The organism is Salinivirga sp. (assembly GCF_055145285.1).
In genome coordinates, this window is sequence record NZ_JBSRDC010000063.1 from 23,891 (window position 1) to 49,110 (window position 25,220).

23 protein-coding genes are annotated in these 25,220 nt (G+C 39.7%); 13 read left to right on the forward strand and 10 right to left on the reverse strand.

What is annotated here, in order from left to right; translation table 11 throughout:
• Positions 1-105 precede the first annotated feature (105 nt).
• The 5 genes from gpmI to ACTB0Y_RS13445 all read left to right on the forward strand — a co-directional run bounded on the left by gpmI (position 106) and on the right by ACTB0Y_RS13445 (position 5,433).
• Positions 106-1,626: a 2,3-bisphosphoglycerate-independent phosphoglycerate mutase gene (gene gpmI, locus ACTB0Y_RS13425; protein ID WP_463207342.1), complete on the forward strand. Its 1,521-nt coding sequence runs from the start codon at positions 106-108 to the stop codon at positions 1,624-1,626.
• Positions 1,623-2,228: a DUF3109 family protein gene (locus ACTB0Y_RS13430; RefSeq protein WP_463207343.1), complete on the forward strand. Its 606-nt coding sequence runs from the start codon at positions 1,623-1,625 to the stop codon at positions 2,226-2,228. The genes gpmI and ACTB0Y_RS13430 overlap by 4 nt, the downstream gene beginning before the upstream one ends.
• A 42-nt stretch (positions 2,229-2,270) precedes the next feature.
• Positions 2,271-2,879: a hypothetical protein gene (locus ACTB0Y_RS13435; protein WP_463207344.1), complete on the forward strand. Its 609-nt coding sequence runs from the start codon at positions 2,271-2,273 to the stop codon at positions 2,877-2,879.
• An 11-nt stretch (positions 2,880-2,890) separates the two neighbouring features.
• Positions 2,891-4,258 (forward strand): dipeptidase, encoded by a 1,368-nt coding sequence (locus ACTB0Y_RS13440; protein WP_463207345.1) that lies wholly within the window; start codon positions 2,891-2,893, stop codon positions 4,256-4,258.
• Positions 4,259-4,365: 107 nt separating this feature from the next.
• Positions 4,366-5,433, forward strand: coding sequence for a chorismate mutase (locus ACTB0Y_RS13445; protein WP_463207346.1), 1,068 nt, complete (start codon positions 4,366-4,368; stop codon positions 5,431-5,433).
• Here the strand turns inward: ACTB0Y_RS13445 and purS are convergent.
• Together purS and pssA are read right to left on the reverse strand one after the other, a co-directional pair.
• Positions 5,430-5,684 (reverse strand): phosphoribosylformylglycinamidine synthase subunit PurS, encoded by a 255-nt coding sequence (gene purS / locus ACTB0Y_RS13450; protein WP_463207347.1) that lies wholly within the window; start codon positions 5,682-5,684, stop codon positions 5,430-5,432. The two genes, ACTB0Y_RS13445 and purS, sit on opposite strands and share 4 nt — an antisense overlap.
• Positions 5,685-5,690: 6 nt before the next feature.
• Complete coding sequence (gene pssA / locus ACTB0Y_RS13455) at positions 5,691-6,404, reverse strand: CDP-diacylglycerol--serine O-phosphatidyltransferase (RefSeq protein ID WP_463207348.1); 714 nt, start codon at positions 6,402-6,404, stop codon at positions 5,691-5,693.
• Between the two features lie 120 nt (positions 6,405-6,524).
• Here pssA and ACTB0Y_RS13460 point away from each other — a divergent pair, with 120 nt between their 5' ends.
• The 5 genes from ACTB0Y_RS13460 (at position 6,525) to ACTB0Y_RS13480 (ending at position 11,881) form a co-directional block, all read left to right on the forward strand.
• The gene (locus ACTB0Y_RS13460; RefSeq protein ID WP_463207349.1) at positions 6,525-7,598 is read left to right on the forward strand and encodes a putative type IX sorting system protein PorV2; all 1,074 of its coding nucleotides are present in this window, start codon (positions 6,525-6,527) and stop codon (positions 7,596-7,598) included.
• A 79-nt stretch (positions 7,599-7,677) separates the two neighbouring features.
• On the forward strand, positions 7,678-8,568 hold the full coding sequence (locus ACTB0Y_RS13465; RefSeq protein ID WP_463207350.1) for a prenyltransferase: 891 nt from the start codon (positions 7,678-7,680) through the stop codon (positions 8,566-8,568).
• 22 nt (positions 8,569-8,590) lie between these two features.
• On the forward strand, positions 8,591-9,499 hold the full coding sequence (locus ACTB0Y_RS13470; protein ID WP_463207351.1) for a UbiA family prenyltransferase: 909 nt from the start codon (positions 8,591-8,593) through the stop codon (positions 9,497-9,499).
• 259 nt (positions 9,500-9,758) lie between these two features.
• Positions 9,759-11,219: an MltF family protein gene (locus tag ACTB0Y_RS13475; RefSeq protein ID WP_463207352.1), complete on the forward strand. Its 1,461-nt coding sequence runs from the start codon at positions 9,759-9,761 to the stop codon at positions 11,217-11,219.
• 14 nt (positions 11,220-11,233) lie between these two features.
• Positions 11,234-11,881, forward strand: a complete 648-nt coding sequence (locus ACTB0Y_RS13480) for a DNA alkylation repair protein (RefSeq protein ID WP_463207353.1) — start codon at positions 11,234-11,236, stop codon at positions 11,879-11,881.
• 2 nt (positions 11,882-11,883) lie between these two features.
• Here the strand turns inward: ACTB0Y_RS13480 and ACTB0Y_RS13485 are convergent, their stop codons facing one another.
• Positions 11,884-12,714: a purine-nucleoside phosphorylase gene (locus ACTB0Y_RS13485; RefSeq protein WP_463207354.1), complete on the reverse strand. Its 831-nt coding sequence runs from the start codon at positions 12,712-12,714 to the stop codon at positions 11,884-11,886.
• A gap of 205 nt (positions 12,715-12,919) precedes the next feature.
• Between ACTB0Y_RS13485 and ACTB0Y_RS13490 the strand changes: the two genes are divergently transcribed.
• Positions 12,920-13,432 (forward strand): YfiR family protein, encoded by a 513-nt coding sequence (locus ACTB0Y_RS13490; protein WP_463207355.1) that lies wholly within the window; start codon positions 12,920-12,922, stop codon positions 13,430-13,432.
• Positions 13,433-13,461: 29 nt separating this feature from the next.
• On the forward strand, positions 13,462-15,762 hold the full coding sequence (locus ACTB0Y_RS13495) for a TonB-dependent receptor plug domain-containing protein (RefSeq protein WP_463207356.1): 2,301 nt from the start codon (positions 13,462-13,464) through the stop codon (positions 15,760-15,762).
• A gap of 41 nt (positions 15,763-15,803) precedes the next feature.
• Here the strand turns inward: ACTB0Y_RS13495 and corA are convergent, their stop codons facing one another.
• The 7 genes from corA to purE all read right to left on the reverse strand — a co-directional run bounded on the left by corA (position 15,804) and on the right by purE (position 24,266).
• Positions 15,804-16,865, reverse strand: a complete 1,062-nt coding sequence (corA, locus tag ACTB0Y_RS13500) for a magnesium/cobalt transporter CorA (protein ID WP_463207357.1) — start codon at positions 16,863-16,865, stop codon at positions 15,804-15,806.
• Between the two features lie 23 nt (positions 16,866-16,888).
• Positions 16,889-17,827: a mechanosensitive ion channel family protein gene (locus tag ACTB0Y_RS13505; protein ID WP_463207358.1), complete on the reverse strand. Its 939-nt coding sequence runs from the start codon at positions 17,825-17,827 to the stop codon at positions 16,889-16,891.
• Positions 17,828-17,957: 130 nt separating this feature from the next.
• Positions 17,958-20,147, reverse strand: coding sequence for a glutamine synthetase III family protein (locus tag ACTB0Y_RS13510; protein WP_463207359.1), 2,190 nt, complete (start codon positions 20,145-20,147; stop codon positions 17,958-17,960).
• Between the two features lie 116 nt (positions 20,148-20,263).
• A complete protein-coding gene (locus ACTB0Y_RS13515; RefSeq protein WP_463207360.1) occupies positions 20,264-20,683 on the reverse strand; it encodes a DoxX family protein in 420 nt (139 codons plus the stop codon).
• 167 nt (positions 20,684-20,850) lie between these two features.
• Positions 20,851-22,869, reverse strand: a complete 2,019-nt coding sequence (locus ACTB0Y_RS13520; RefSeq protein ID WP_463207361.1) for a hypothetical protein — start codon at positions 22,867-22,869, stop codon at positions 20,851-20,853.
• A gap of 2 nt (positions 22,870-22,871) precedes the next feature.
• Complete coding sequence (locus tag ACTB0Y_RS13525) at positions 22,872-23,681, reverse strand: PorV/PorQ family protein (protein ID WP_463207362.1); 810 nt, start codon at positions 23,679-23,681, stop codon at positions 22,872-22,874.
• A gap of 78 nt (positions 23,682-23,759) precedes the next feature.
• On the reverse strand, positions 23,760-24,266 hold the full coding sequence (purE, locus tag ACTB0Y_RS13530; protein ID WP_463207363.1) for a 5-(carboxyamino)imidazole ribonucleotide mutase: 507 nt from the start codon (positions 24,264-24,266) through the stop codon (positions 23,760-23,762).
• Between the two features lie 409 nt (positions 24,267-24,675).
• Here purE and hpt point away from each other — a divergent pair, with 409 nt between their 5' ends.
• Positions 24,676-25,209: a hypoxanthine phosphoribosyltransferase gene (gene hpt, locus ACTB0Y_RS13535; RefSeq protein ID WP_463207364.1), complete on the forward strand. Its 534-nt coding sequence runs from the start codon at positions 24,676-24,678 to the stop codon at positions 25,207-25,209.
• The last annotated feature ends 11 nt before the right edge of the window (positions 25,210-25,220 follow it).

The following is a 25,220-nucleotide window of genomic DNA, read 5'->3' on the forward strand; positions in this document are numbered from 1 at the left end:
CCAATTTGTTTGTAGTTTGGGTATTTAGCATGGTATTTGTTTTAGATATCATGCTGCAATTGGTTGGTGCTCAAAAACCAACAAGTAATTTAAAACTTGAAACACATGAACAAAAAAGTAATGTTGATGATTCTCGATGGATGGGGAATCGGGAAAAAAGATAAATCTGATGTAATCTATAACTCCCGTACGCCAAATATGGATAATCTCACAAAGCAATATCCTAATGCACAATTACAGGCATCAGGTAAAAATGTGGGATTACCAGAAGGTCAGATGGGTAACTCCGAAGTTGGCCATTTAAATATTGGCGCAGGAAGGGTAGTATATCAGGATTTGGTAAAAATTAATCAAGCTGTAAAAGACCGCTCCATTGAGCAGAACGAAGAAATAGTGAAAGCCTGGCAATATGCCAAAGAAAATAATAAGGCCGTTCATTTTGTGGGACTGGTCTCTGATGGTGGTGTACACTCGTCAAACAAGCATCTTTATAAACTTGCCCAAATGGCAAACGATGCCGGCATAAAGGACATCAATATTCATGCACTTACTGATGGCCGCGACACCGATCCCAGAAGCGGAAAAGGTTTTATACAGGAACTGCAACAGGAAATCGAGGGAACTAATGCCCGAATTGCCTCCATCGTTGGACGGTACTATGGTATGGATCGCGATAAACGATGGGAGCGTATAAAGCTCGCCTATGATCTTTATGTACATGGTAAAGGTGAAACCTTTAAAAACCCCGTTGAAGCCATGCAGGCTTCTTATGATAACGGAGTGACTGATGAATTTATAAAACCGGTTGTCATTGCCAATGATAATAACGAGCCTACAGGAACCATTGAAGAAGGTGAAGTAGTATTGTGTTTCAATTTCCGTACAGACAGACTGCGCGAAATGACTATCGTACTTACTCAGCAGGATATGCCTGAACACGATATGAAAACCATGCCACTGTATTACTTAACCCTGACCCGCTACGACGATAGCTTTAAAAATGTGCATATCCCATTCGATAAAGAGAATCTTAAAGATACTATGGGTGCGGTGTTGGAAAGGGCAGGTAAAAAACAAATTCGTATTGCAGAAACAGAAAAATATGCTCATGTAACCTTTTTCTTCTCCGGTGGACAGGAAAAAGAGTTCGAGAATGAAAAACGCATTCTTATTCCTTCTCCCAAAGTAGCAACTTATGATATGCAACCCGAAATGAGTGCCTACAAGGTGAAAGATGCCATAGTAGAGGAATTGCATAAAGCAGAAACTGATTTTGTGTGTCTCAATTTTGCTAATGGCGATATGGTGGGGCATACCGGTGTGTATGAGGCAATTAAAAAAGCCGTAGAGGCAGTAGATGAATGTGTGGGTGAGGTTGTAGACGCTGCCCGCGAGAATGACTACGAGCTGGTAATTATTGCTGACCATGGAAATGCCGATAATGCCGTGAATGCGGATGAAAGTCCAAATACAGCACACTCACTTAATGCAGTACCCATTATTGTGGTGAGTGATCGCATAAAAAAAGTTAATAATGGTATACTGGCCGATGTTACCCCAACTATTCTTAAAATGATGGGCTTGCCACAGCCTGAAGCAATGACGGGTAAAGCACTTGTAGAATGAAAGCTGAGCCTGTAACGATGCTTGAGATAGATAAAACATTAGTGAGCCTCGACTTGCTTGAAAAACAATTTCACTGTGACCTTGAAAAATGTCATGGTGCGTGTTGTGTTGTTGGTGACTCGGGGGCTCCTCTCGAAATGCAGGAGAAGGAAAAAATAGCCGATGCGTATCCTTTGGCCAGACAGTTTATGACCGCTGAAGGAATTAAAGCAGTTGAGCAACAGGGATGGTATGTAGTAGACGAAGATGGAGACACTGTTACACCGCTAATGAATGACGGAGCGTGTGCCTACATATACAACGAAAATGGAATTACTTTCTGTGCCATCGAAAAAGCATGGATGGAAGATTTAATAAGTTTCCGTAAGCCGGTATCGTGCCATTTGTATCCGGTGCGAATTACCGAATACAAATCTTATGATGCTGTAAATTACGAAAAAAACAAGATTTGTAAAGCTGCACTTAAAAAAGGTACAAAAGAGCAAATTTACCTTTACCAGTTTCTAAAAGATTCATTGATTAGAAAATATGGATCTAAATGGTATGATGAACTAGAATTAAATGCCCAAATGTGGGAGCAAAATAAACATGAAGAACAATAAATATCAGCATAAAGCGTTTTGCATAATTTAAACCGGGGATTGATGGAAAAACTAGTTTTTGGGATAATTATTATACTTTTTTTCGGACTAAACAATACAATTGCCCAGGAAATGGTGAATCCCAAAGATGACTTTTTGTATGACGGCAAGTATTTCGACCCATACAGTCCTTATGTAACCATTGGGGCAGGATACGGAATGAATTTTGAGCAGCAGGAAGGAGAGCAAAACATTGCTGTTGATTTCCACATGAATTTTGAAAATATAGCAACCAACCTTGGATATTTCTCATCCACGGACCGTTTTCTAAATGGGAGCGGGGGACTCAGACAATATCCTTCGCGGCAGCGTTTGCACGATATTCACCTTGGAGCAGGTTGGCGCCACGAACGGTTGAAGCATAATTTTGCTGTTTATGCGGGTGCATCTTTTGCTGCTGGCCGCACACCAACAGTAACCGATGAAGGCATTGACGCTTTTATTATTCGCAGAACTCCGGGTCTGTATCTTCAAGCTCATTATTCCCACAAACCCGTATATGATGTGGGTTATGGTGCTACGCTATATTTTGCCTATAGCCGTTTTTTTAAAATAGTTGGGGTTCAGGCACATATTTTCTTATCTTCAGCCTTCAAAGCTTATAACCGATAAATTATCATATTATGGAAAATTTAAAGCAATACATCGAAGACAACAAACAGCGTTTTTTAGACGAACTGTTTGACTTAATTCGCATTCCCAGTATTAGCTCCCTTGCGGAGCACAAGCAGGATATGTACAAAGCAGCAGAGCTTTGGAAAAAATATTTGCTTGATGCCGGTGCCGATGAAGCACGAATTTACGACACCGAAGGTCATCCAATTTTATATGCCGAAAAAATAATTGACCCTAAAAAACCAACGGTTTTGGTATATGGTCACATGGACGTGATGCCCGTTGATCCTATCGATTTGTGGAAGTCACAGCCCTTTGAGCCGGAAATTCGCGATGGTAAAATTTATGCACGCGGCGCTGACGATGATAAAGGCCAGGCATTTATGCACACCAAGGCTTTTGAGTTTATGGTAAAAACCAATCAATTGCCCGTGAATGTAAAATTCATGATCGAAGGTGAAGAAGAAATCGGATCACCAAACCTTACAAAATGGTGCGCTGAATATAAAGACATGCTCGAGGCAGATATCATTCTGGTAAGCGATACCGGCATGATTGCCCAGGATGTGCCTTCTATTACAACAGGCCTTCGTGGACTTACTTATCTGCAAATAGAAGTAACCGGACCTAACCGCGACTTGCATTCTGGTTTGTTTGGCGGTGCTGTGGCTAACCCACTGAATGTTTTGGCCGATATTATTTCAAAAATGACAGACGAGGATAACCGTGTAACTATTCCCGGATTTTACGACGATGTGCTGGAAGCTACCGATGAAGAGCGTAAGAAATTAAATCAGGCACCCTTCAGCAAAGAGGAATACAAAAAAGCAATTGATGTAGAAGAGCTTGATGGTGAAAAAGGCTATACTACAATCGAGCGCACCGGAATCAGACCTACATTTGACCTTTGTGGTATGTGGGGTGGATACACAGGCGAAGGTGCCAAAACAGTATTGCCTTCAAAAGCCTATGCTAAACTTTCAAGTCGCCTTGTTCCCAATCAGGATCATGAGAAGATTGGTAAAATGATTAAAGACCATATTGAAAAAATTGCTCCAAAATCAGTGAAAGTGGAAGTTAAACCACTACACGGTGGGCAGGCATATGTATGCCCGATTGATATCCCTGCATACAAAGCTGCAGAACAAGCTTTTGATGAAGCTTTTGGCAAGATGCCGGTACCTGTGCGTAGTGGTGGAAGTATCCCAATTATTTCAACTTTCGAAAAAGTATTGGGCACAAAATCAATCTTAATGGGCTTTGGGCTCGAGAGTGATGCTATTCATTCACCTAATGAAAACTATCCATTGTTCAACTTCTATAAAGGAATTGAAACACTGCCATTGTTCTACAAATATTTCGCTGAAATGAAATAGCACCAGACTTATCACATTATAAAGGGCAATGTGCTTGAATAAATAGCAGATTGCCCTTTTTTGTGCAACATTTTATAAAAAATCATAAGTTTGCAGAAAGAATAAATATGTCTCATCAGGTTCGAAAACCAATTATTATTGCAGGTCCGTGCAGCGCTGAAACAGAAGAGCAGGTGTTACAAACTGCTGCAAAAGTTGCCGGCCACTCAGCCATAAAAGCATTTCGCAGTGGAGTATGGAAACCACGCTCTCGCCCTGGAAGTTTTGAGGGTGCCGGCGATAAGGCATTAGGCTGGTTGCAAAAAGTTAAAAAGGAATATGGACTGCCTTTGGCGGTGGAGGTTGCTACACCTATGCATGTAGAAAAAGCCCTTGAGGCAGGGATCGATTATTTTTGGGTGGGTGCACGCACTACATCAAATCCATTTTCGGTGCAGGAACTTACAAAATCGCTCAAGGGGTTGGATGTGCACATTATGGTTAAAAATCCGGTAAACCCTGATCTTGCATTATGGATCGGAGCCATTGAACGCATAATGAAAGTAACTTCCGGGCAAGTCATGGCTATTCATCGTGGGTTTTATCCTTACGAGCAAACACCCTACCGCAACATACCCAAATGGGAGATACCAATTGAGTTGAAAACACGTATGCCGGAGGTGCCAATTATTTGCGACCCGAGTCATATCAGTGGCAATCGCGATTTGGTGGGGGAGGTTGCACAGTATGCACTTGATTTGAATTTTGATGGGTTGATGATTGAGACGCATATCGATCCGGATAATGCCCTTAGCGATGCGAATCAGCAACTGGAGCCTGCAGCGTTGCTTGAGCTCCTCGATAACCTGCAGTTTAGGGAGCAAAACGTCAATGGAAGTGTTCAAACGGCCCTGGAGAGTTTTCGAAATCAGATAGATTCTATCGATTCTCAAATTCTTGAATTGCTGGCCCAGCGTATGGAGACAACCCGTAAAATAGGAGAATATAAAAAATACCGAAATGTAGCTGCATTTCAGCTTAAACGGTGGAAAAATATTGTCCGGTCCCGAATAGAAACCGGCTCATCGTTGGGCTTATCCCAGGATTTTGTAAAAAAGATGCTTCAGAGTGTACACAAAGAATCTATTCGCATTCAGTCTGAAATTATGAAGCAAAAAGACAAAGAAAAAAATTAGTTCAACGGCTTCAACTCAAAATCGTAGCTTTCCATTACCGGATTAGAAAGAATTTTTTTGCAGGCTTCATCAACTTTCTCTTCTGCATGCGACTCATTATCTGCTTCAATTTCCATGGTTATGTGTTTGCCAATGCGCACGTTTTCAACGCTTTTGTAGCCAATGCTGTGCATGCTGTGGGTTACGGCTTTTCCTTGAGGGTCAAGCAGTGCTTTGAGTGGCATCACATTTATTTCTGCGATAAATTTCATGTCTGATTATTTTTGATGTAAATTATTGTTTTTGCTGAATGCGGTTTTAACACCTGACAGGGCTATATAAAATGGTATAATTATTACTCCGGCCTCAAATTTAAATAAAATTAATGCAGCGAGTGACCCGGAAAGTAAAATTAAAATATAAATTTTTTGTGGTCCTTTAAATTGCTTTAGGCCCATGAGCGGAATGCGAGCAACCATTAAAATACTAAAAACAATAATAATCGGAATCACAAATTCATAGGTTATCCAAAGCGGATGGGCTTGCAACAAAAACACCAGAGATACAATGAATAGTGCATTGGCCGGTGTAGGCAGGCCCTTGAAATTTTTCGATTGTGACTCATCAATATTAAAACGAGCCAAACGCAAAGCAGAAAACAGTACGAGTAAAAATGGTAAAAATATAATCCAATTTTGAGTAATGCTGCTCTCAACATCTCCTGTCCAGTATTGTTTTAATAGAGCCAATAGCATCATGGCAGGTGCCAGCCCAAAAGTAATTAAGTCGGCCAGAGAGTCGAGTTGTTTGCCTACAGGCGAAGATACTTTTAGCAGCCTTGCAGCAAAACCATCGAAAAAATCAAATGCAGCACCTGCAAGAATTAAATATGCTGCTATGTAGAAATTTGTTTCCAGGGCCATAACTATAGCTACAGCACCCGTAAGCAGGTTCATTAGCGTAAGTATGTTGGGAATAAATGTGCGAATCATGTGGTTTAAAGGCTTTTTTTTATATTTACCGGCAATATTTTTGCACAAATTTAAGTTAAAAAATACAGTTGCATAATTTTATGGACAGTTTCCCGAGTTTAAACGTTGATTTGTTTGTTTATGCGTAAATATATAATTCTTTCTTTTTTCTTTTCATTCGTTTCACTAAGCTTGCTGGGACAAACAGCACCCAAATACAGTAACGAATTTCTATCTATCGGTGTAGGTGGCAGAGCTTTGGGTATGGGAAACGCGGTAGTATCATCTACCAATGATGTGTATGCCACATACTGGAACCCGGCCGGTTTACTGGAGGCAAAAAATGAAGTGCAGGCAGGTTATATGCATTCAGAATATTTTGCCGGCATTGCGAAGTACGATTACGGAGCTGTTTCGTATGTTATTGATTCCACTCAAAGTATTGGTGTGTCTCTGATAAGATTTGGAGTTGATAATATTCCCAATACCCTTGAGCTGATAGATGCCGAGGGAAACATACGTTACGACCGCGTGAAGAGTTTTTCTGTTGCTGATTATGCTTTTTTAATTTCATATGCGCGTGATTTGGGTATAAAAGGATTGAATGTGGGCGGAAATGTGAAGATTGTGCGCCGTATAGCAGGCGAATTTGCCAATGCATGGGGTTTTGGAATCGATGCTGCAGCCACATACGACTACAAAGACTGGCGTTTTGCCGCCCTGGCCCGCGATGTTACCTCAACATTCAATGCATGGAGCTTTGAGCAAAGTGAACTTCAGGAAGCTTTTGAAATGACTGGTAACGAAATACCTCAAAACTCCCTGGAGTTAACATTACCCAGGTTTATTTTATCCGTATCCCGTTCATTTACTATTAAAGAGGATTTCCATTTCCTGGGCGAGGTAAATATTGACCTTACCACCGATGGGAAACGTAATGTGCTGGTTAAAACAGATTTTATCAGTATGGACCCGCATTTAGGACTTGAGGTTGATTACAAACGCATATTTTTTGTTCGTGGAGGATTTCTGAATCTCCAAAAAGAGACCCTTGAGGACCGCGACAAAGCTTCATACACCGTTCAGCCTACTATAGGTGCCGGACTTCGAATAAAACGCCTCGCCATCGACTATGCCTACACAAACCTGGGTGGCGTCTCGCAAGTGCCTTATTCGCACATTGTCTCGCTTAGCTATGGATTCGGAATTGATTAACGTTGGTTTTTGCTCGACAATTTTCACCAAACACCCTAACAAAATCACGTATCAGGTGTTTCTGTGATAAAATTTGTTTATGACCGATAATAATTCAAAGCGCTCTGCCTATATATTACAAATAAAGTTTTTATTGTTCAGTGCATCTGTTATTCCGGCTTTGCTTACCGGTATTCTCACCTATGCAAAAACTGATATTTTTACCCTGGATTGGTTATTGGTCATCGTTGGTCTTTTCCTTGGTCAGGCCGGTGGCGATTACTTGTATTACTACTTTACCAAAAACCATACGGACCAGCGCGATGCCCATTCAAAGATTTTTGCCGGATGGCAGCCTCTTTTTGCCCGGTATTTTAAAAGTCATGCAACTGCTTTTGTAGTTGGACTTGTGGTTTTATTTTTCAATGTTTTTATTCTGTATTATTTCTATATCGCAGTGGGCTGGCAAATATTGGTTTTTGCCGCTGTTGGTGGTCTAATTGCCCTTACCTTTACTTTTTTAATGCTGAAAGGTTTTAAGGAGGTTACAGTTTTTATCACTTTTGGGCCATTAAGTTTGGCAGGTGGGTATCTGGCCCTTACCGGCGAAATAGCTAGTTTGCCATTTTTAGTTTCTATTCCGGTGGGGTTGCTAATAACGCTTGTGGCATATCTCAAAGGCGCCCGTATTAAAACCAGCGCCGATGGTCAGAACGTGGTTTCCATAAAAAATAAATTAATTGATTTTTTAACATATTCAGCTTTTGTGTCATTACTCGTATTGGTTGTGTTTGACGTATTGCCTGTACACAGTCTTCTGGGACTTGTGGGAATTATTCCTGCTGTTCAGATGCGGAGAAAATTGTCTGCAAAACAGGCCAGTATTCCACAGTACCTGAGTGCAACAGTTCAATCGCTTTTTGCAATGATTTTAGCCGGCGCCGGCATTATGGCCGGTTGGATTTTGCAGTATCACCTTACTATATTTTAAATTTTCTTAAATAGCTTGTAAAATGAAAATATTATATTGGATAAATGTATGGTTAAAAGCTGCCAGAGCGCCTTTTCTGGTGGTTAGTTTTATACCTGCTATTTTGGGTGGTGTGCTTGCCTGGAAAGACGGAAGTTTTGACTGGACTATATTTTTACTTACTACTGTAGGTATTGTATTGGCCCATTCGGCTGCCGATTTCATTGATGATTATTTTGATTATAAAAATAATAACCTTGGCAATAAAGAAGCGCAATTCCATGATAGCCCTTTGATAAGCGGAGAGGTTACCTCGAAACAGGTACTGTGGGCTACAGCTATTTGTTTGATACCTGCCATTGCAATAGGCGTTTATTTGTATTTACTTATAGGTTGGCCGGTGCTTTTGATGGCGCTACTGGGCGCTTTTATTGTATTCTTTTATACTTCACCACCTTTACGACTTAATTATCGTGGACTTGGAGAAACTGCCCTGTTTGTTGCTTTTGGTCCGATGATAGTTTTTGGAGTTTATTTTGTTTTGACACAACAATTTAGCTGGGAGCCAATTATTCTATCTGTTCCTGTTGGTATTTTTACTATGAACGTGGGGTTGGTCAGCAATACATTTGATTACGAGGACGATGTTAAATCACAGAAACGCACTTTTCCGGTAAGGTTTGGACAGCCAAATGCTGTGAAACTTTTAAATATAATTACTGTGTTGGCTTTTGCTGTAATTATTGTCTCCGCACTTTTTCAAATGATTTCATATTTCTCGCTCAGTATTATTTTACTCGCCATACTGGCATTTCGTGTGCTTAATGATACACGAAAATTTAATGAAATCAATCGATATACACGTGCCATGGGGTCGGCTATAGCATTATCTTCTCTGAGTGGTGCTTTATTGACCCTGGGCTATTTGGGCGAAATATTTTTACTAAATTAGAATTTGCCCTGAGAGCAAGCATAATTTATTTTCAACCTTCCCGACTTTTTGCTGTTTGGTTTTAATGTGCTGTTAGATAGTTCTTTAGATGTAGACTTGTTGGTTTGATGTGGTAAGTCTGTAACCAAATAGGTATTCTTACGTTTTGATTTAAGAAATAATTTTATAACTTAAATAATTCAAAGAATGTGTTTTTTCCATTTAGTATATTGATTAATAGATGTATATAATTCAAGGCAGATTCTAAAGGTTTTTTTCAGTGAAAAAAATACCGCCATATCATACACGTATTTTAAGACGAGGCATCGTAATAGCAATTTTTATTGCTGTTTCTTTTGTATTTATGCTTGCTCGCAACAGTAAAAAGCAAAAGCCCGATAAGCAAAAGGCTGTGCTGGAGAGAATTATTGAGCGCGATACGCTTATTGCTTTAACGAATTACAATTCCATCAGTTATTTTAGTTATCGCGGAAAACCCATGGGTTTTCAATACGATATGCTCACTTTGTTTGCTAACTACCTGGGCGTTGAATTAAAAATACTTATTAATAATGATATAGAAACAGCATTTAAAAAATTAAATGCGCATGAATGTGATGTATTGGCTATGAATTTGGCTGTAACCAAAGACAGGGCGTCAAAGGTTTCTTTTGCAGCCGCATATGGTCAAACCCGGCAGGTTTTGGTTCAAAAAAAGCCGGCAGGCTGGGAAAACATGAGTCAAAAGGTACTTAACTCATACCTTATACGTAATCAGCTCGATTTGGCTAACCGTAAGGTGCATGTGCAAAGTAACTCGGCATTTGAAAAACGGCTGCACAACCTGAGCGATGAAATAGGTGCTAATATTGATATTGTAGAAGTAGAAAACTACGATGTAGAACAACTTATTCGGCTTGTGGCCAAAGGTGAAATTAGCTATACCGTGGCAGACGAAAATGTGGCCAGGCTAAATCAAACTTATTACCCGGAAATTGATATCAGCACACCGGTAAGTTTCCCGCAAAGAATGGCCTGGGCCGTTGCGAGGGATGCTGACAATTTTTTATCAAAGCTTAATTCGTGGGTTTACACATTTAAAAATGGGCCCATGTATGCATTGCTTTATAATAAATATTTTAAAAGTAAAAAAGCCTCGAGTCGTATTAAGAGCCAGTATATGTCCATAAGTGGGGGTAAAATATCGCCCTACGATGAAACAATTCGCCGTTATAGCCAAATTCCCGCTTACGATTGGCGATTGGTTGCTTCCATGATATATCAGGAATCGCGTTTTAATCCACGGGTTGTCAGTTGGGCAGGTGCATTTGGCTTAATGCAACTTATGCCGGGCACAGCCAATTATTTTGGTGTGAGCCGGGCCTCTTCACCAAGAATGCATATTCGGGCAGGTTGCCAGTTTCTCGATTATCTCGATAGGCAGTTTGAAGAAGAGTTGCCTGATAAGGAGGAGCGTAGAAAGTTTGTGATGGCCTCCTACAATGCCGGAATAGGGCATGTACGGGATGCCAGGCGTCTTGCTGAAAAGTATGGTAAAAATCCTAATGTGTGGGATACCCAGGTCGACAGTATGCTGCTATGGAAATCTGACCCGAAATATTACCTCGATCCGGTTGTGAAATATGGCTATTGCCGGGGACAGGAACCCTTTGATTATGTGAAGGAAGTTATGAACCGCTTTGAACATTATAAAAATGTTATCAGCGAAGACAATCTCTGATACTTTTGTTGTTTATGACAGACCCTAAATCAAAAACCAGACATATTCTTAGAAAGCTTTTTAAAAATGCCAATGGCGATGCTGCCGATGCTATTGGAAAATATCAGGGTAAAGAACTGCCAAATTTTGGAATTATGTATCCTGACATTAAAGCGCTTTCGGCTCAATTTGATCATGATAATGCTGTTGCAACAGAATTAATTGTAAAAAACACGCGGGAAGCCAGAATTATGGCCATGCTGTTGGTTGATGTGGAAAATATGGATGCCTCATTACTCAAAGTTTTTATTGAAAAGTCAGAAACCGAGGAGCTGAAAAATCACCTTGCCCGGCACGTTCTTGCACCATTTCTTAGCTATAACAGTTGGCACAGTCTTAATCCATTGATTGGAAAAAGCTTAGCCGCAAAAACCGCTATTCAGTATTTCAGGGCATTCAGGCAATTGCCTGCTTATGAGACGACCTTGCATTTGTTAAAAGACTGGATAAAGGGGCAATACCAACCAATAATCGATGGGGCCCACCTCGCTGAAGTTATTTACAGACATTTCCCTGAAAAGAGAAGCCATTTTGAGCACGAGCTACAAAAGATTTCTTTAATTTATCCCGAAGTTGCAACTGAAATACAAAACTGGAGGGACGATTTTCAGTATCTCAAATAAACCTAATCCATTGCCTGGAACACGCCTTCAAAGAGTGTGACGAGCTTTCTTTCGGCCTTTATTGCGGTATTTATAATTTCATTGATAGTTACAGGTTTCAAATTATCAGGATCGCATTCATCAGTCAACACACTTATTGCAACACAAGGTAATCCCATATGGTTGGCAACAATAACCTCAGGAACTGTACTCATTCCCACAGCATCGCATCCGAGTTTTGCTAACATTCGGTATTCTGCCCGTGTTTCAAGTGTTGGGCCGGACATTGCAGCATAAACGCCTTCGTGTAAATCTATTTTTTGTTGCTTTGCTGTTTTACGGAATACATCATTTAAATTCAAATTATAAGGTGCACTCATGTCGGGGAATCTTGGCCCCCATGCTTCAATGTTGGGTCCAATGAGCGGGTTATCCATTAATAAATTGATGTGGTCTGTAATCAGCATAAGGTTGCCTTTTTGGTGGTTTTTATTCAAAGCACCTGCTGCATTTGAAATAAATAAACGAGATATTCCGATTGCTTTTAATACCCGCACTGGAAAAGTAATTTGCTGTAGGTTGTAGCCTTCGTAATAATGAAAACGCCCTTGCATAGCTACAACCGAATGTCCGAATAAATGGCCAAAAATAAGCTGTCCGTTGTGTGACTCTACCGTAGATAGAGGAAAGTGGGGTATGCTTTCATAGTGAATGATGTACTTCTGGTCTATTTTCTCAGCCAGCTGGCCAAGGCCTGTTCCTAATATTATACCTGATTCTGGTTGGAAATCATGGGTTTCTTTTTTTATAAATTCCTTTGCTTCTGATAATTGTGTTAGCTGATTATTTCCCATATCACCATTGATTTTTGTGAAAAATAGTTAATTTTATTAAAAAAACAGCATAATTTGTATTTGATAATTATTAACGAAATGTGAAGAAACCATGTAATGCTTTGAAATGATAATAATTTTATCAAATTTGTCTTTTCAATATAAAAGCTCCTTTACACGTTTCTTATATAGCATATGAATTTATAGCACACAAAAACAATTTCCAATGAAAAAACGAATCAGCTATTTTTTGTTGCTTGTACTATTCCTCCCGCTCTCTGAGGTAAAAGCACAGAATGAAAAGTTTAAAGCTTTATTTATGTACAATTTTACTAAGTACATTGAGTGGCCGGGCGACAAACAATCTGGCGATTTTGTTATAGGTATACTTGGTAATTCACCTATGAAAAAGGAGTTGGAGGTTATTGCCACAAAAAAGAAAGTGGGTAGCCAGCCTATGAAACTCAAAGTTTTCAATTCCATTAACGATATTGGGTCTTGTCACATTCTGTTTATTCCTCCAGGGAAAAGTTCATCGCTCGATGAAGTGAAAAACCGGGTAGGAGGAAAGGGAGTACTTATTATTACAGACAGGCCCGGGTACGGAAGAAAAGGCTCAGGTATTAATTATGTTTTGAAAGGCGGACATCAGGATTTTGAAATTAACAAACGTACGATGGCCGAACAAGATTTAAAAGTAAACTCTGCTTTGTATTCATTAGGTACCGTGATTCAATAAAACAAGTGAAAACAAATAAATACTGACAAATGAAAAAATATACCCCATTTATATTCATGTTTTTGTTTGCATTGGCTACCTCACTGCAAGCACAGGAGAAAATCTATGATTTTGAGCATATGAGCCGGAAAGAAATTTTGGCTATTAGTTACGACGAAATGCTTGAGATGCCTTTTAAAGCCCTGAAAGAAATGGCCGAAGTAATAGGTGTTTCAACCGATGAACTACTAAAACTTGCGTTAAACAGGGAGGTGAGTTCAGCCTCCAAAAAAGGAGAAAGTGTTTTTGAATCGCCACTTTCAACAACCGTAATCACCAAAGAGGAAATAGAGCTTACCGGAGCTACAACTTATGAAGAGTTATTCCGGTTAGTTCCCGGCATGATTGTAAGACAGGAATCCAACGGCAATTACGATATCCATATTCGGGGTAATGATAATTTACCTCCTGGTAACTTTTCTCATTTTTCAGAAAATATGATGACATTGGTTATGGTAGATGGTCGCATAGTTTACAATTACATCAATGGCGGTACCATTTGGGAATCTCTTCCCGTATCGATGTCAGACATTGAGCGGATAGAAATAATTCGGGGTGCATCAAGTGCACTTTATGGTCCTAATGCTGTTTCGGGTGTGATAAACATCATCACAAGAATTCCCGATGAAATGGGTACTCAGCTTCACGGTGATGTAAAAATAGGCAATAGCGATACTTACATTGGTAACTTTAGTTTGTTGAACAAGGTTGATGAAAAGTTTGGGTTTAAGGTAAGTGGTGCTTATGATTACAGGAATCGTTTTCAGACAGATTTTTATGAATATGCCAGGGGTAAATATGTCCCTGCAGATTCATTAGTAAGTATGTTTGGAAATCAACTTCATGCCAGTTCGCCGGATCCGGAACTGGGCAAAAAGGCATTTAATGCCAATGCGGGGCTTTTTTACGACCCCACGAATGATATTTCAATGTCTTTAAACGGAGGCTGGCAATCTTCTGAATCACAAAGCATGTTTTTCGAAAATTTAGCCACTCCCTTTGGTATTCGTGTCTCAGAAACCGGTTACCTCGATTATAAAGCATCAGTACATGGTTTTCATGCCCAGGTAAATTATTTAGCAGGCCGCCAAAATTTGCATAAGAAAATGATAAAACCTGTTATCGAGTACGACCTTAACTTTTTAACTGCAAATTTGGAATACGACATGGTGCTAAATGATTTGGGCATTGGAGAATTGACCGTTCGCCCCGGGTTAAACTATCAGCTTGCTACTTACGATGATAAAAAATATGTGGAAAAGGTAGATACCGTTGGTGAACTGGACAAAGGGTTGCTCAATGGTGAAAAAGCGTTAAAAACCATATCCGGTAGTGTGCGAATTGATTATAAACCTGTAAGCGACTTAAGGTTTATTGCTGCTTTAAGAGCCGATAAATATAACGTGCCGGATGATATTTACATGTCGTGGCAATTTGTTGCGGCTTACAACATAGATAGTAAACATTTATTGCGTGCCACCTATTCCAGGGCAAATCGCGGTTCGTTTATGGGCAATGCGTATGCCAATTTTCGAAATCCTCTTAGCTGGGGCTATTTTCAGTTTTATATGGGCGATGAAAACTTGAATTTACTCACTCAGAATCTGGTAGAAGTTGGCTACAGAGGCATTTTTACAGATTATTTGCAGCTCGATTTTGAAGCATTCAGGACTAAAACAACCGACTTTGATGCTCTATTCCCAAAGGTATACGGATTTAATGGTGGTGCAGTTTATGACCAATGGTTTTATCAAAATATAGATATGGAGAGCGAACAACTGGGAGCTACCCTGAATATAGCTGTTCAACCTGTGCAAAACCTCATGGTTAAGGTTTTTGGCACATATCAAAAGACGAAGCTGACTAATGTTTTAATAGATATTTCTGAGTTTTATTCAATAAATCCTGGAACAGGGCAACAAACGATGACCCCGTATGATGAATTGGATGAATCTTCTTTTGAAGAAGGGGTAAACAAATGGACCCCTGGTTTTTATGGTGGCGCAATGATAAATTATTCACCTTTCCAAAAAATAAATATCAATGCATCGATTTATTATTATGATAAGCAAACTTATTCGAGGTATTATTTTAGTTATCCAACTCATCAAACCATCGAAGCCTCGCTGGATCCCAACGTAATATTAAATGCCAAAGTGGCTTACCGTGTGTCACCCAATGCTTCAGTTTACCTGAGCGGACAGAATATTTTGGATCATAATAAAACGGAAATACCTTACAATGATAAAGTGCGAGGCTTATACCTGGCAGGAATTAATTTTAGTTTTTAAATGAAGCGATACAGGCGCTGCTTAAAAAGTGGCGCCTTTTTTTAGAGCCAGCCTTTTCTTTTAAAATAAATCAACATTACTACAGCTACGGCTATCATTACAGCCCACATACCAAAATATCCGTATTTGTAGTTCAGTTCAGGCACATATTCGAAATTTGTACCGTATACCCCTGCAATGAAGGTTAAGGGAATAAAAATGGCGGCAAAAATGGTTAGTACCTTCATTACATCGTTTGCACGGTTACTAATGTTTGTGTTGTAAAGGTTTAGCTGGTCGGCCACCATTGTATGATAAATTTCTATGGCATCAAGCGCCTGAGTTACAAGGTCGTCCAGGTCGGGGATGTAGTGCTGGCGGGTGGTTTTTTTTATGAGGTCAGAGTCGCTTTTTTGCAGCCTGTTGGTAATTTCTTTGAGTGGGCGGATGTTTTTGCGAAAAAATGCAACTTCGTTTTTATGTTTAAAAATTGTATCAGAAAGCCCTTTCTGGGGGTTGATTAACTCTTTTTCGTAAGATTCAATAATCCGGCCATAAGCTTCGATGTTTAGGATATAGCTATCAACGATGCTGTCCATCAACGTATAAGCCAGGTAATCGGAGGTTGATTTCCTGATTTTACCGCGATTGTTTCGTAACCTGTAAATAACATCTTCAAAAATACGATTTGATTTTTCCTGGAAGGTGATGAGGTAGTCTTTGCCCACCACATAAGATACCTGTTCAGCATCGACTTGTTCTGTTGACTTATCGAGTTTTAGTGATTTCATGATGATGATGAGCTGGTGTTCATCTTCAAAAAACCTGGGACGTTGGTCAGTATTCAATATATCCTCCAGAGCCAGGGCGGATATACTGAATGCTGCTCCAATTTTTTCAATAACTTTAGTGTCATGTAACCCGTCAATGTTGATCCAGGTGATCATTCCGGGTTTAAGCTGTTCTTTTAGGTTTTCATGCCCGATTTCTGTTCTTTCTACGGTGTGTTCGTTATATTGCGTGAGGGTTATTTTTACCTCTTCCTGTTTTTGTTCTCCCTGAAAGATTAATGCTCCAGGGAATTGTCCACGTGTTTTTTCACGGTTTTTTAGAAATCTGGCCATACGTAGTTTTTTATGGAATTATATCATTGGTCGGAACGCTTTTGTTTGGCATCTTCATTAACTTCTACCTGTAACGGGTTTACTTCCTGTCCCCAATAAACAGTTGTGTGAGGGAATGGAATTTCAATATTGTGCTTATCAAAACTTGCTTTAAGTCGTTTGCGATATTCTCTGGCAACTCCCCATTGTTCAATTGGTTTTGTTTTAATTCGGGCCTTGAATAATACGGCGCTATCCAGGAATTTGTCTATACCAAATATTTCTATGGATTCTTTGATGTTTTTACCATGTGTTTCATCCTGTTCCAATTGCTCTGCCACTTCCTTCATAATCCTCATTACGTTATCAGCATTCTCTTTATAAGCTACACCAACGTCCACTACAATTGCAGACCATTCTTTAGTCATGTTGGCCAGGCTATTGACTTTTCCATTCTGGAATATGTGCACTATGCCTGAAAAATCGCGTAAGGTAGTAGTCCGGAGTTCAATTTTCTCCACCAATCCTGCAGTGCCATTGATTATAGCCACATCTCCTTCGCGAATCTGATTTTCAAGTAGTACAAAGAAACCTGCAATAAAATCGCGGACCAATTCCTGGGCGCCAAAACCAATGGCAAGACCCAGAATACCGGCACTTGCCAGAATAGGACCAATGTTGACTCCCACTTTGCTTAATAAAATCATTAAAAATATGGCCCAAATGAGTATGTTCGCCACACCACGCGCAATATTCATCAGGGTGTTTATTCTTTTTTCGGTTTCATTTGCGTCATCTTTACCAAGCCGTTGAGTACGCTTGTTGATAATTTTTTTCAATCGGTTTAAAAGAAAGCGTACAAGCCGAAATGCTATAAATGTAACAATCAGGAGTACAATTAATGAGGGTAGCTCATTAATTACCCAGGCGCTTGCTTTATCATAAAATGAAGCCCAAAAGCTTTGCGAAAAAAAATCTTCCATGTTTTTTTGATTATTGTGTTTATGTGTAATTACAAATAAAAGCGTCCGAAAGTTTATTTTATAAATTTAATAAAAAAGATGGCTCCGAAAAATTATCAATAAGATTATTTTCGGAGTAAGTATTTATGTTTTATCGGATAAACAAAAGTTCGCGGTATTTTGGGAGTGGCCAGATATTATCGTCGCAGATGAGTTCCAGTTTGTCAATATGATAACGAATTTGTTCAAACCAGGGCTGAACCTCAGTGTCATAAAGCTGTGCGCTGGTGGCAATGTCATTGGCTTCATTCGCACTTTTACGTGCATCAACCATATTACTCACCATTTCGCGTATGTTTTTAACATGTCCTGAGATTTTTTTGATTGAATCTATGTGGGGTTGCGACATTTCACGATAGTCTTTGCCATCAAGTATTTCTTTTAATCCTTTTACATTGTCTATTAATATGTTTTGATAATTGATGGCTGTAGGTACTACATGATTAATGGCCAGATCTCCCAGCACCCTCGATTCAATTTGCATCTGTTTAATGAAGGTGTCTAAATTGATTTCATATCGGGCCTCAAGCTCCTTGTGCGATAAAACCTGGTGTTTAAAGAAAAGTTCTATGCTGTTTTTAGTAATAGACTCTTTCAAGGCCTCAGGTACAGAACGAACATTGCTGAGTTTTCGTTTTTCGGCTTCTTTAACCCAATCATCGCTGTATCCATCACCTTCGAATAAAACATTTTTCGATTCCATAATCTCATCGCGCAAAAGGGAAATCAGTGTTTTGTCAAAACTGGCACCTTGTTTCATGCTGCTTGAAAGGTTGTTGTAAAATCGGCTGAGCTGATCGGCCATAGCTGTGTTAAGTGCAATCATCGGACTGGCACAGTTCGCTGAAGAACCTACGGCACGAAATTCAAAACGGTTTCCTGTGAAAGCAAATGGTGAAGTGCGATTCCGGTCTGTATTGTCTAATAGCAGTTCAGGTATATTTGCAATGTTCAGTTGTATTTTGGCCGAAAGCTCGTCAGTGAGTTGTTCTTTTTCAGGGCTTTCGGCAATTTGGTTGAGTAACTTGGTAAGTTCCTGGCCAATAAATACCGAAATAATGGCAGGTGGTGCTTCATTGGCTCCAAGTCTGTGTTGATTGCCGGCAGAAACAATTGAGCTTCTCAAAAGACCTGAATTGTGGTAAACAGCACTTATTGCATTGACAAGGAATGTAAGAAACATAAGGTTTTTACCGGGCATGCTGCCGGGCGATAGTAGGTTAACACCTGTATCGGATAGTAAAGACCAATTGTTATGTTTTCCTGAGCCATTGATGCTCTGAAATGGTTTTTCATGTAACAAAACCCGGAATTTATGCTTACGGGCAATTTTTTTCATCAGGTCCATCAGTAACTGGTTATGGTCTACTGCAATGTTTACTTCCTCAAACATGGGCGCGCATTCGAACTGACCGGGAGCTACTTCATTATGTCGTGTTTTTACAGGAATGCCCAATAGGTGCGATTGTTGTTCGAAATCCTGGATAAATTGCATTACTCGTGAGGGTATACTACCAAAGTAATGATCTTCGAGTTGCTGATCTTTTGCCGAGGCGTGTCCCATTAAAGTTCGTCCCGTAAGGTGAAGGTCAGGGCGAGCCATATAAAGTCTTTCATCTACAAGAAAATATTCCTGTTCCCACCCTAACGTAACTTTAACGGAAGATACATTTTGGTCGAATAGGCGGCACACTTTAGCAGCAGAATCGCTGAGGGCTTTTTGAGATTTAAGGAGCGGGGTTTTAAAATCCAGGGAGTCGCTTTTGTACGAGATAAAAACTGTTGGTATACACAGGGTGCCGTCAATAAGAAAAGCGGGTGAGCTTGGATCCCAGCCGGTATAACCGCGTGCTTCGAAAGTATTGCGCATTCCTCCACTTGGAAAGCTTGAAGCATCAGGCTCCTGCTGCACGAGCAGCTTCCCGGAAAAACGTTCCATGTTGTGGTTCCCTGTGGCAAAATCAATAAAAGCATCGTGCTTTTCCGCTGTGGCACCATTTAATGGCTGAAACCAATGCGTATAATGTGTGGCGCCATGTTCCATTGCCCAGCCTTTCATGGCAGAAGCAATTTGATCTGCCAGCTGAAGCGGAATAGGTTGATTGTTTTTTATTGACTGTTGAAATTCGTTAAAAGCCTTTTGTGAAAGATAATTTTGCATCTTGTCCTGCGTGAACACGTATTGTGCAAAATACTCAGATACTTTTTGATGTTCCTGTTGGGGCGATGTGTACTGGTCGCGCATAATTTGCTCCAGGGCTTTAAAACGAATGTTTGTCATAATAAAAAATATTAGAAGGTTAAAAATATGGAATCAGCCAATTGATACAAAAATATAGTATTTAATTGTTTTATGTCCCTGATGTTGAAAACTATATGAAAAATTTTGTTTTTGCTTTATTTGAGTATTAGTTTACTTAATCGATATTTCCCGGGCCCGGTAATGGCTAACGATACAAACAATATGAATGCTTCGAGCGAATGCGCGTATGTATTAAACCCATCACCTCCTGTATAATGGGTTAAAAATGCAATAAACATAGTAAATGCAAGAAGAAGCGAAGCAGGAGTAAAAACCAATCCAAGCAATAACATTAAGCCGCCAACTGCTTCAGCAAAACCGGCCATAAATCCCCAGAATGCCGGGAAAAAGCCTATTCCAATTACAGAAATTGCTTTACCGGTGGCTTCCCAGCCTGCAGGGCCTGCTAATAGTTTGGGGAGCCCATGGAAAATAAACATAATACCAATTCCTATTCGTAATATTAGCAGTCCGGTATGGACCCATTTCAATGATGATTTCTGAGATAATTTCATGTAATTAAAAATTTTAGTTCAACAACTACACTTTTTGTGTTGATATTAAGATTGTACATCCTTCTGCAGAGTTTCTATGTGTATAGCTGTCAAATGACGGCTTATGGATGTATCATTCTTCTGTAACTTCGCTGCAGGTAAATTGTTTAAATTCGCAATCGTTTCCGTTAAAAATTTAATTTAAATTTTGTGTGAATTGCTGTTCTGCCCGATCCTTCAATGAGTTCATTGCCCGATGATATTTCATTTTTATACAGGTATTGGGTGCGTTCAATTCTGGTATAAAATGACAGGTTTTCCAATATTTCCCATTTTAAATTAAGGTAATAGCGTATACCTGTTTCCTGAAACGAAGGAACGGAGAAGCTATAAAGTACATCACGCTCGTAGGTGTAAATTCTGGCTGTGTAATCTTCGACATCGAAAATATTAATACGCATACTGGCGCTCAAATTGCCTTCTCTGGGTTCATAGAAGTGTTCGTAATACAGTAACCACCCTTTATAATGGGCAGTATCTTGTTCAAAATAACTGAAAGCAAGTCTGGCCTGTCCCGACCATTCGGGTGTGTAGTCCATTGAAGTCTGAAAGCGCCATTTGTAAAGTTCTCCGTATACTAAATCGGCATACTGATCGGGAGAAATGGTTGTGGATTTCTTTTCGTATTTAAAGCGTGTTTGAAAGTCGATACTGCGTTGAGGTGAATAATCTATATTCACTAAATATTCGCTTCCATCTGTAGGTGCCTTTTCTCCATATCTTAACCAGGGAAACCGGAATAAGTCGGCGTACAGATTAACTTTAGTGTACTTAAAAGGGAGCCATTCGAGTCCGAAATAGAAACCTTCCTCATTTTGCGGGTTTGTACTTTCACCTATTGCGTACCCATGTAGTGCTAAATAATCTTTTTGATAATTGCGGTATAATAAAGCAAGTCCGGCCGATTCGGAAGGATAAAATGATAATCCATGTAAGTTTGCCCAGGCATTTTCGCGAGACCATGCCACCTCCCCAAAAAATGTGAATCTTTGAATTTGGTAGGTATATCCTCCTGACAGGTTGGCAAAATTTCGCCCTTCAGGATCATACAAGTCGTAGAGTTGTCCGGTTTTTTGAATCGGGTGCTCATAGCGGGTGAAAATCCCATTAAGGTTAATTTTTAAATTATCAAAGCGGGCGGTTATAAAACTTCCGGTAATAAATTCGTTTGCAGCATTCTTTTTGGCTTGTTCCCCTGTGGTGCGGTGCAAACCTGTGGCCGAAAGACTTGAAATTATGGGTTCGTTTAATGTGTCAACTGTTGCATCTATATCCTGATAACTTGCGAAGAGGCCTATGTTTATGTTTTTTATACCTCCTTCGATGGCTGCTCCCCGCATAAATCCATATTCTGTGGCACTACTATATGGTTTGAAGCCTTGCCTGGTATTTCTAATTTGTGTAGTAGCAGAATTCTTACCACCCCAAATGCCTTGTCCGCATATTAATCCCTGCCCCATGGTGACTTGATAATCTCCAAGAGCCAGTGTTCTTAGTTTTTCTCCTGGAGTAAGAAATAAGTGCATTGAATAATAGTCGAAACCACTTTTATTGGAGCCTGTAAAAAATGCTTCGCCCGGATCTTTTTCTGCTGTAATGCCTACGGAATATTCCTGCGATCGTTCATATTGATATCGAAAATATATTTTTCCGGGTTGTCCTTCATAATCGCCATCTTTATAACCCTCTTTTTGTTCAAAATAGCGATTATACTGTGCCATGATTTCGTGTCGTCCCCACAAATATTCCCGAAAGTCTTTTTTTTCTTCTCTTTGGGGTCCAAATGTAAAAAACCGCATTAACCTGGATGCTGTTTCCTGATTAAAAGATGGCATGTAGATGAGTTCATAGGGCGACAGCAGATCGCCATTGTTTTTTTTGTAGTCTTGCATTTCGGCTGCCTGCATAGGACTAAGCAGTTGAAATCCAAGCAGTGTCTCTGTTGTAAAGTTATTAATGTTGGGTTTTTCTTCAGCCCATGAAGTTAGTGTGTTGGTAATTTCTTCGATTGTTGATTCCGGAATTTCATTTTCCTGAAGCTCCTCCGAAATATTGGAAATAAACTCTTGTGCACTATTTTGCTGTGCATGTGCATGAGATAAACAAATGAGCAATACGGTGAATATGAAAATTATTTTTTTGCTCATAGTTAAAAATAGTATTGCATTGCCAGGTGAGTACCGGGTTCAAGATACATGTTGGTGGTTGCTGCTACCTGAACGGCAAAATGATTAAAAGTATATCCTGCTCCGGCTGAAAAACTTCTTGGTGCTGTTTGAAAACCTGCTTGTATGTTTAGGCCCATGCTGAAATTGTAGTCGATACCCATTCTGAAATTAATATCCTGATTTATGTGTTTTTCAGCCTCTGCTGTTATCAAAAATTCATCCGTTAGAAGTACTCCGGCACCTGCTCTTAAAATGGTTTCCGGCGTTTCATCTTCATGCTTACCTGTCCTGGTCAACGTGGGATTGTATATGTGCACCCCAAATAGCCATCGATCCCCAAAATTGGCTTGCACGCCAGCCTCAGCAACAAGGCTATGATACGACTCGTATGGTCCGTTTAGGTGGGTATAAATGTAATTGAATTGTACACCAGCCGAGAAATGGTCGCCAAGAGATTTACCGTAGCCCAACCCTATTTTATTTTCATTGTATACATCATAACCAAATCGTTGTACCTGGAGTCCCATGCCACCGCCCCATACAGGTATGCGTCCTTGTGCAGCTATTACTGACAGTTGTGGTAATTGGGGTTGATACATACTGTAAATGGCAATTGCAGATGAGTCCATCCAGCCCAAAGCTGCCTGATTTTGCATGTAGGCCAGTCTGGGCGACATGATTACAGAATTACTCATTGCAGCAGGGCGAGCACCTCCATAGAAATAATAATTTCCGGCAAATACGCCATGCACTAAAGATATAAGAACGAATATTAAAATGAATTTACGCATTAGGGATATATTAAGTAAAAAGGGATTTATTCGAAAAATATGAATAAATCCCTTTAAGTCAAAAAATTCGTATTACAATTAATTTGTTTTGTATTCGTATTTTATTTTGGACAGTTCTTCGTTGGCTTTAACAATCTTTTGTTTAAGGTTTTCTTTATAGTCAACCGTTGCCTCGAAGATTTCTTTATTGTCCGTACCCAGTATTTGAGCAGCCAATATACCTGCATTTTTTGCTCCATTGATACCTACGGTGGCTACTGGTATTCCGGGAGGCATTTGCAAAATAGAAAGGGCAGCATCCAGCCCGTCAAGTGAGGCGTTGATTGGTACCCCGATTACAGGGATTGGGGTAAGTGCTGCAATAACACCTGGTAAGTGTGCCGCCATGCCAGCTCCGGCTATAATTACACGAATTCCTCTGTCGTGCGCGTTTTGAGCAAATTCTTCTACTTTTTCAGGTGTACGGTGGGCAGAAAGTGCGTTAATTTCGAAGGGAATTTTAAATTCATCGAGTACTAGCGCAGCTTTTTCCATAATGGGCAAATCAGATGTACTACCCATAATAATACTAACTTTAGGTGTCATAATTTAAAGATTTGGCAGGTTTATAATTCATCCGTTTATAATTTTGTTTTTATTTGTCATCCGATAACTATCGGATAGCCTGCCCCGCAGAAGGCGGGAGAGCTCGCCATGATAAGTTTCATTTAGGCCGCGCATCATTAGTTTTATTATAATCATGCGAGTGCGCCGCCCTTCGGTCGCCGGAAGCTTGCCGCAGGTGAGACGCTGAAGCTTTAGACGGCACGCGGTGTTTGTTAAAAATATTTTCATGGCTCGGTTCATAATAATATTTGCATTTTTATGGCTTGAACAGGCCAATATATATTTTCTGTTGCTCTTTTAAGTCATTATTTCCAATAAAATAATGCATTTGTAGTTGAACCTTTGTATTTTCGCATCAAATATACAAAAACCAACATAATCCTATTTTATGACTAACGTTAAAATTCACGACAAGACATTTGAGATCTCCATTCACCATGATAAAATATTGGCACGAGTTATAGAGATTGCTCAGCAAATGAATGAAGAACTTAAAGGAAAGGATGTAATTTTTCTGGGTATTTTGAATGGTTCGTTTATGTTTGCATCTGATCTTTTTAAATATATAACCATTCCTGCACCAATTTCATTCCTGAAACTTGCCTCTTACGAAGGTACATTTTCATCGGGTAAGGTGAAGCGATTGATAGGTATTAATGAAGATATTGCCGAAAAAACGGTTGTTATTATTGAGGATATAGTGGATTCGGGACTTACTTTAGAGCAGATTATTAAGCAGTTGCGCGGCTACGATCCTGCGGAGATTAAGGTTGCAACCCTTTTATACAAGCCGGAAGCATATACAAAAGATATAGAATTGGATTATATTGGATTTACTATACCAACAGACTTTATAATTGGCTATGGACTCGATTATAATGGGCTGGGACGTAATTTACCTCATATTTATAAAGTCGTATAAAATATCCGGCC

Coding starts and splice junctions, on each gene's coding strand:
- gpmI (WP_463207342.1), top strand. CDS start 106: ATGAACAAAAAAGTAATGTTGATGATTCTCGATGGATGGGGAATCGGG.
- ACTB0Y_RS13430 (WP_463207343.1), top strand. CDS start 1,623: ATGAAAGCTGAGCCTGTAACGATGCTTGAGATAGATAAAACATTAGTG.
- ACTB0Y_RS13435 (WP_463207344.1), top strand. CDS start 2,271: ATGGAAAAACTAGTTTTTGGGATAATTATTATACTTTTTTTCGGACTA.
- ACTB0Y_RS13440 (WP_463207345.1), top strand. CDS start 2,891: ATGGAAAATTTAAAGCAATACATCGAAGACAACAAACAGCGTTTTTTA.
- ACTB0Y_RS13445 (WP_463207346.1), top strand. CDS start 4,366: ATGTCTCATCAGGTTCGAAAACCAATTATTATTGCAGGTCCGTGCAGC.
- purS (WP_463207347.1), bottom strand. CDS start 5,684: ATGAAATTTATCGCAGAAATAAATGTGATGCCACTCAAAGCACTGCTT.
- pssA (WP_463207348.1), bottom strand. CDS start 6,404: ATGATTCGCACATTTATTCCCAACATACTTACGCTAATGAACCTGCTT.
- ACTB0Y_RS13460 (WP_463207349.1), top strand. CDS start 6,525: ATGCGTAAATATATAATTCTTTCTTTTTTCTTTTCATTCGTTTCACTA.
- ACTB0Y_RS13465 (WP_463207350.1), top strand. CDS start 7,678: ATGACCGATAATAATTCAAAGCGCTCTGCCTATATATTACAAATAAAG.
- ACTB0Y_RS13470 (WP_463207351.1), top strand. CDS start 8,591: ATGAAAATATTATATTGGATAAATGTATGGTTAAAAGCTGCCAGAGCG.
- ACTB0Y_RS13480 (WP_463207353.1), top strand. CDS start 11,234: ATGACAGACCCTAAATCAAAAACCAGACATATTCTTAGAAAGCTTTTT.
- ACTB0Y_RS13485 (WP_463207354.1), bottom strand. CDS start 12,714: ATGGGAAATAATCAGCTAACACAATTATCAGAAGCAAAGGAATTTATA.
- ACTB0Y_RS13490 (WP_463207355.1), top strand. CDS start 12,920: ATGAAAAAACGAATCAGCTATTTTTTGTTGCTTGTACTATTCCTCCCG.
- ACTB0Y_RS13495 (WP_463207356.1), top strand. CDS start 13,462: ATGAAAAAATATACCCCATTTATATTCATGTTTTTGTTTGCATTGGCT.
- corA (WP_463207357.1), bottom strand. CDS start 16,865: ATGGCCAGATTTCTAAAAAACCGTGAAAAAACACGTGGACAATTCCCT.
- ACTB0Y_RS13505 (WP_463207358.1), bottom strand. CDS start 17,827: ATGGAAGATTTTTTTTCGCAAAGCTTTTGGGCTTCATTTTATGATAAA.
- ACTB0Y_RS13510 (WP_463207359.1), bottom strand. CDS start 20,147: ATGACAAACATTCGTTTTAAAGCCCTGGAGCAAATTATGCGCGACCAG.
- ACTB0Y_RS13515 (WP_463207360.1), bottom strand. CDS start 20,683: ATGAAATTATCTCAGAAATCATCATTGAAATGGGTCCATACCGGACTG.
- ACTB0Y_RS13520 (WP_463207361.1), bottom strand. CDS start 22,869: ATGAGCAAAAAAATAATTTTCATATTCACCGTATTGCTCATTTGTTTA.
- ACTB0Y_RS13525 (WP_463207362.1), bottom strand. CDS start 23,681: ATGCGTAAATTCATTTTAATATTCGTTCTTATATCTTTAGTGCATGGC.
- purE (WP_463207363.1), bottom strand. CDS start 24,266: ATGACACCTAAAGTTAGTATTATTATGGGTAGTACATCTGATTTGCCC.
- hpt (WP_463207364.1), top strand. CDS start 24,676: ATGACTAACGTTAAAATTCACGACAAGACATTTGAGATCTCCATTCAC.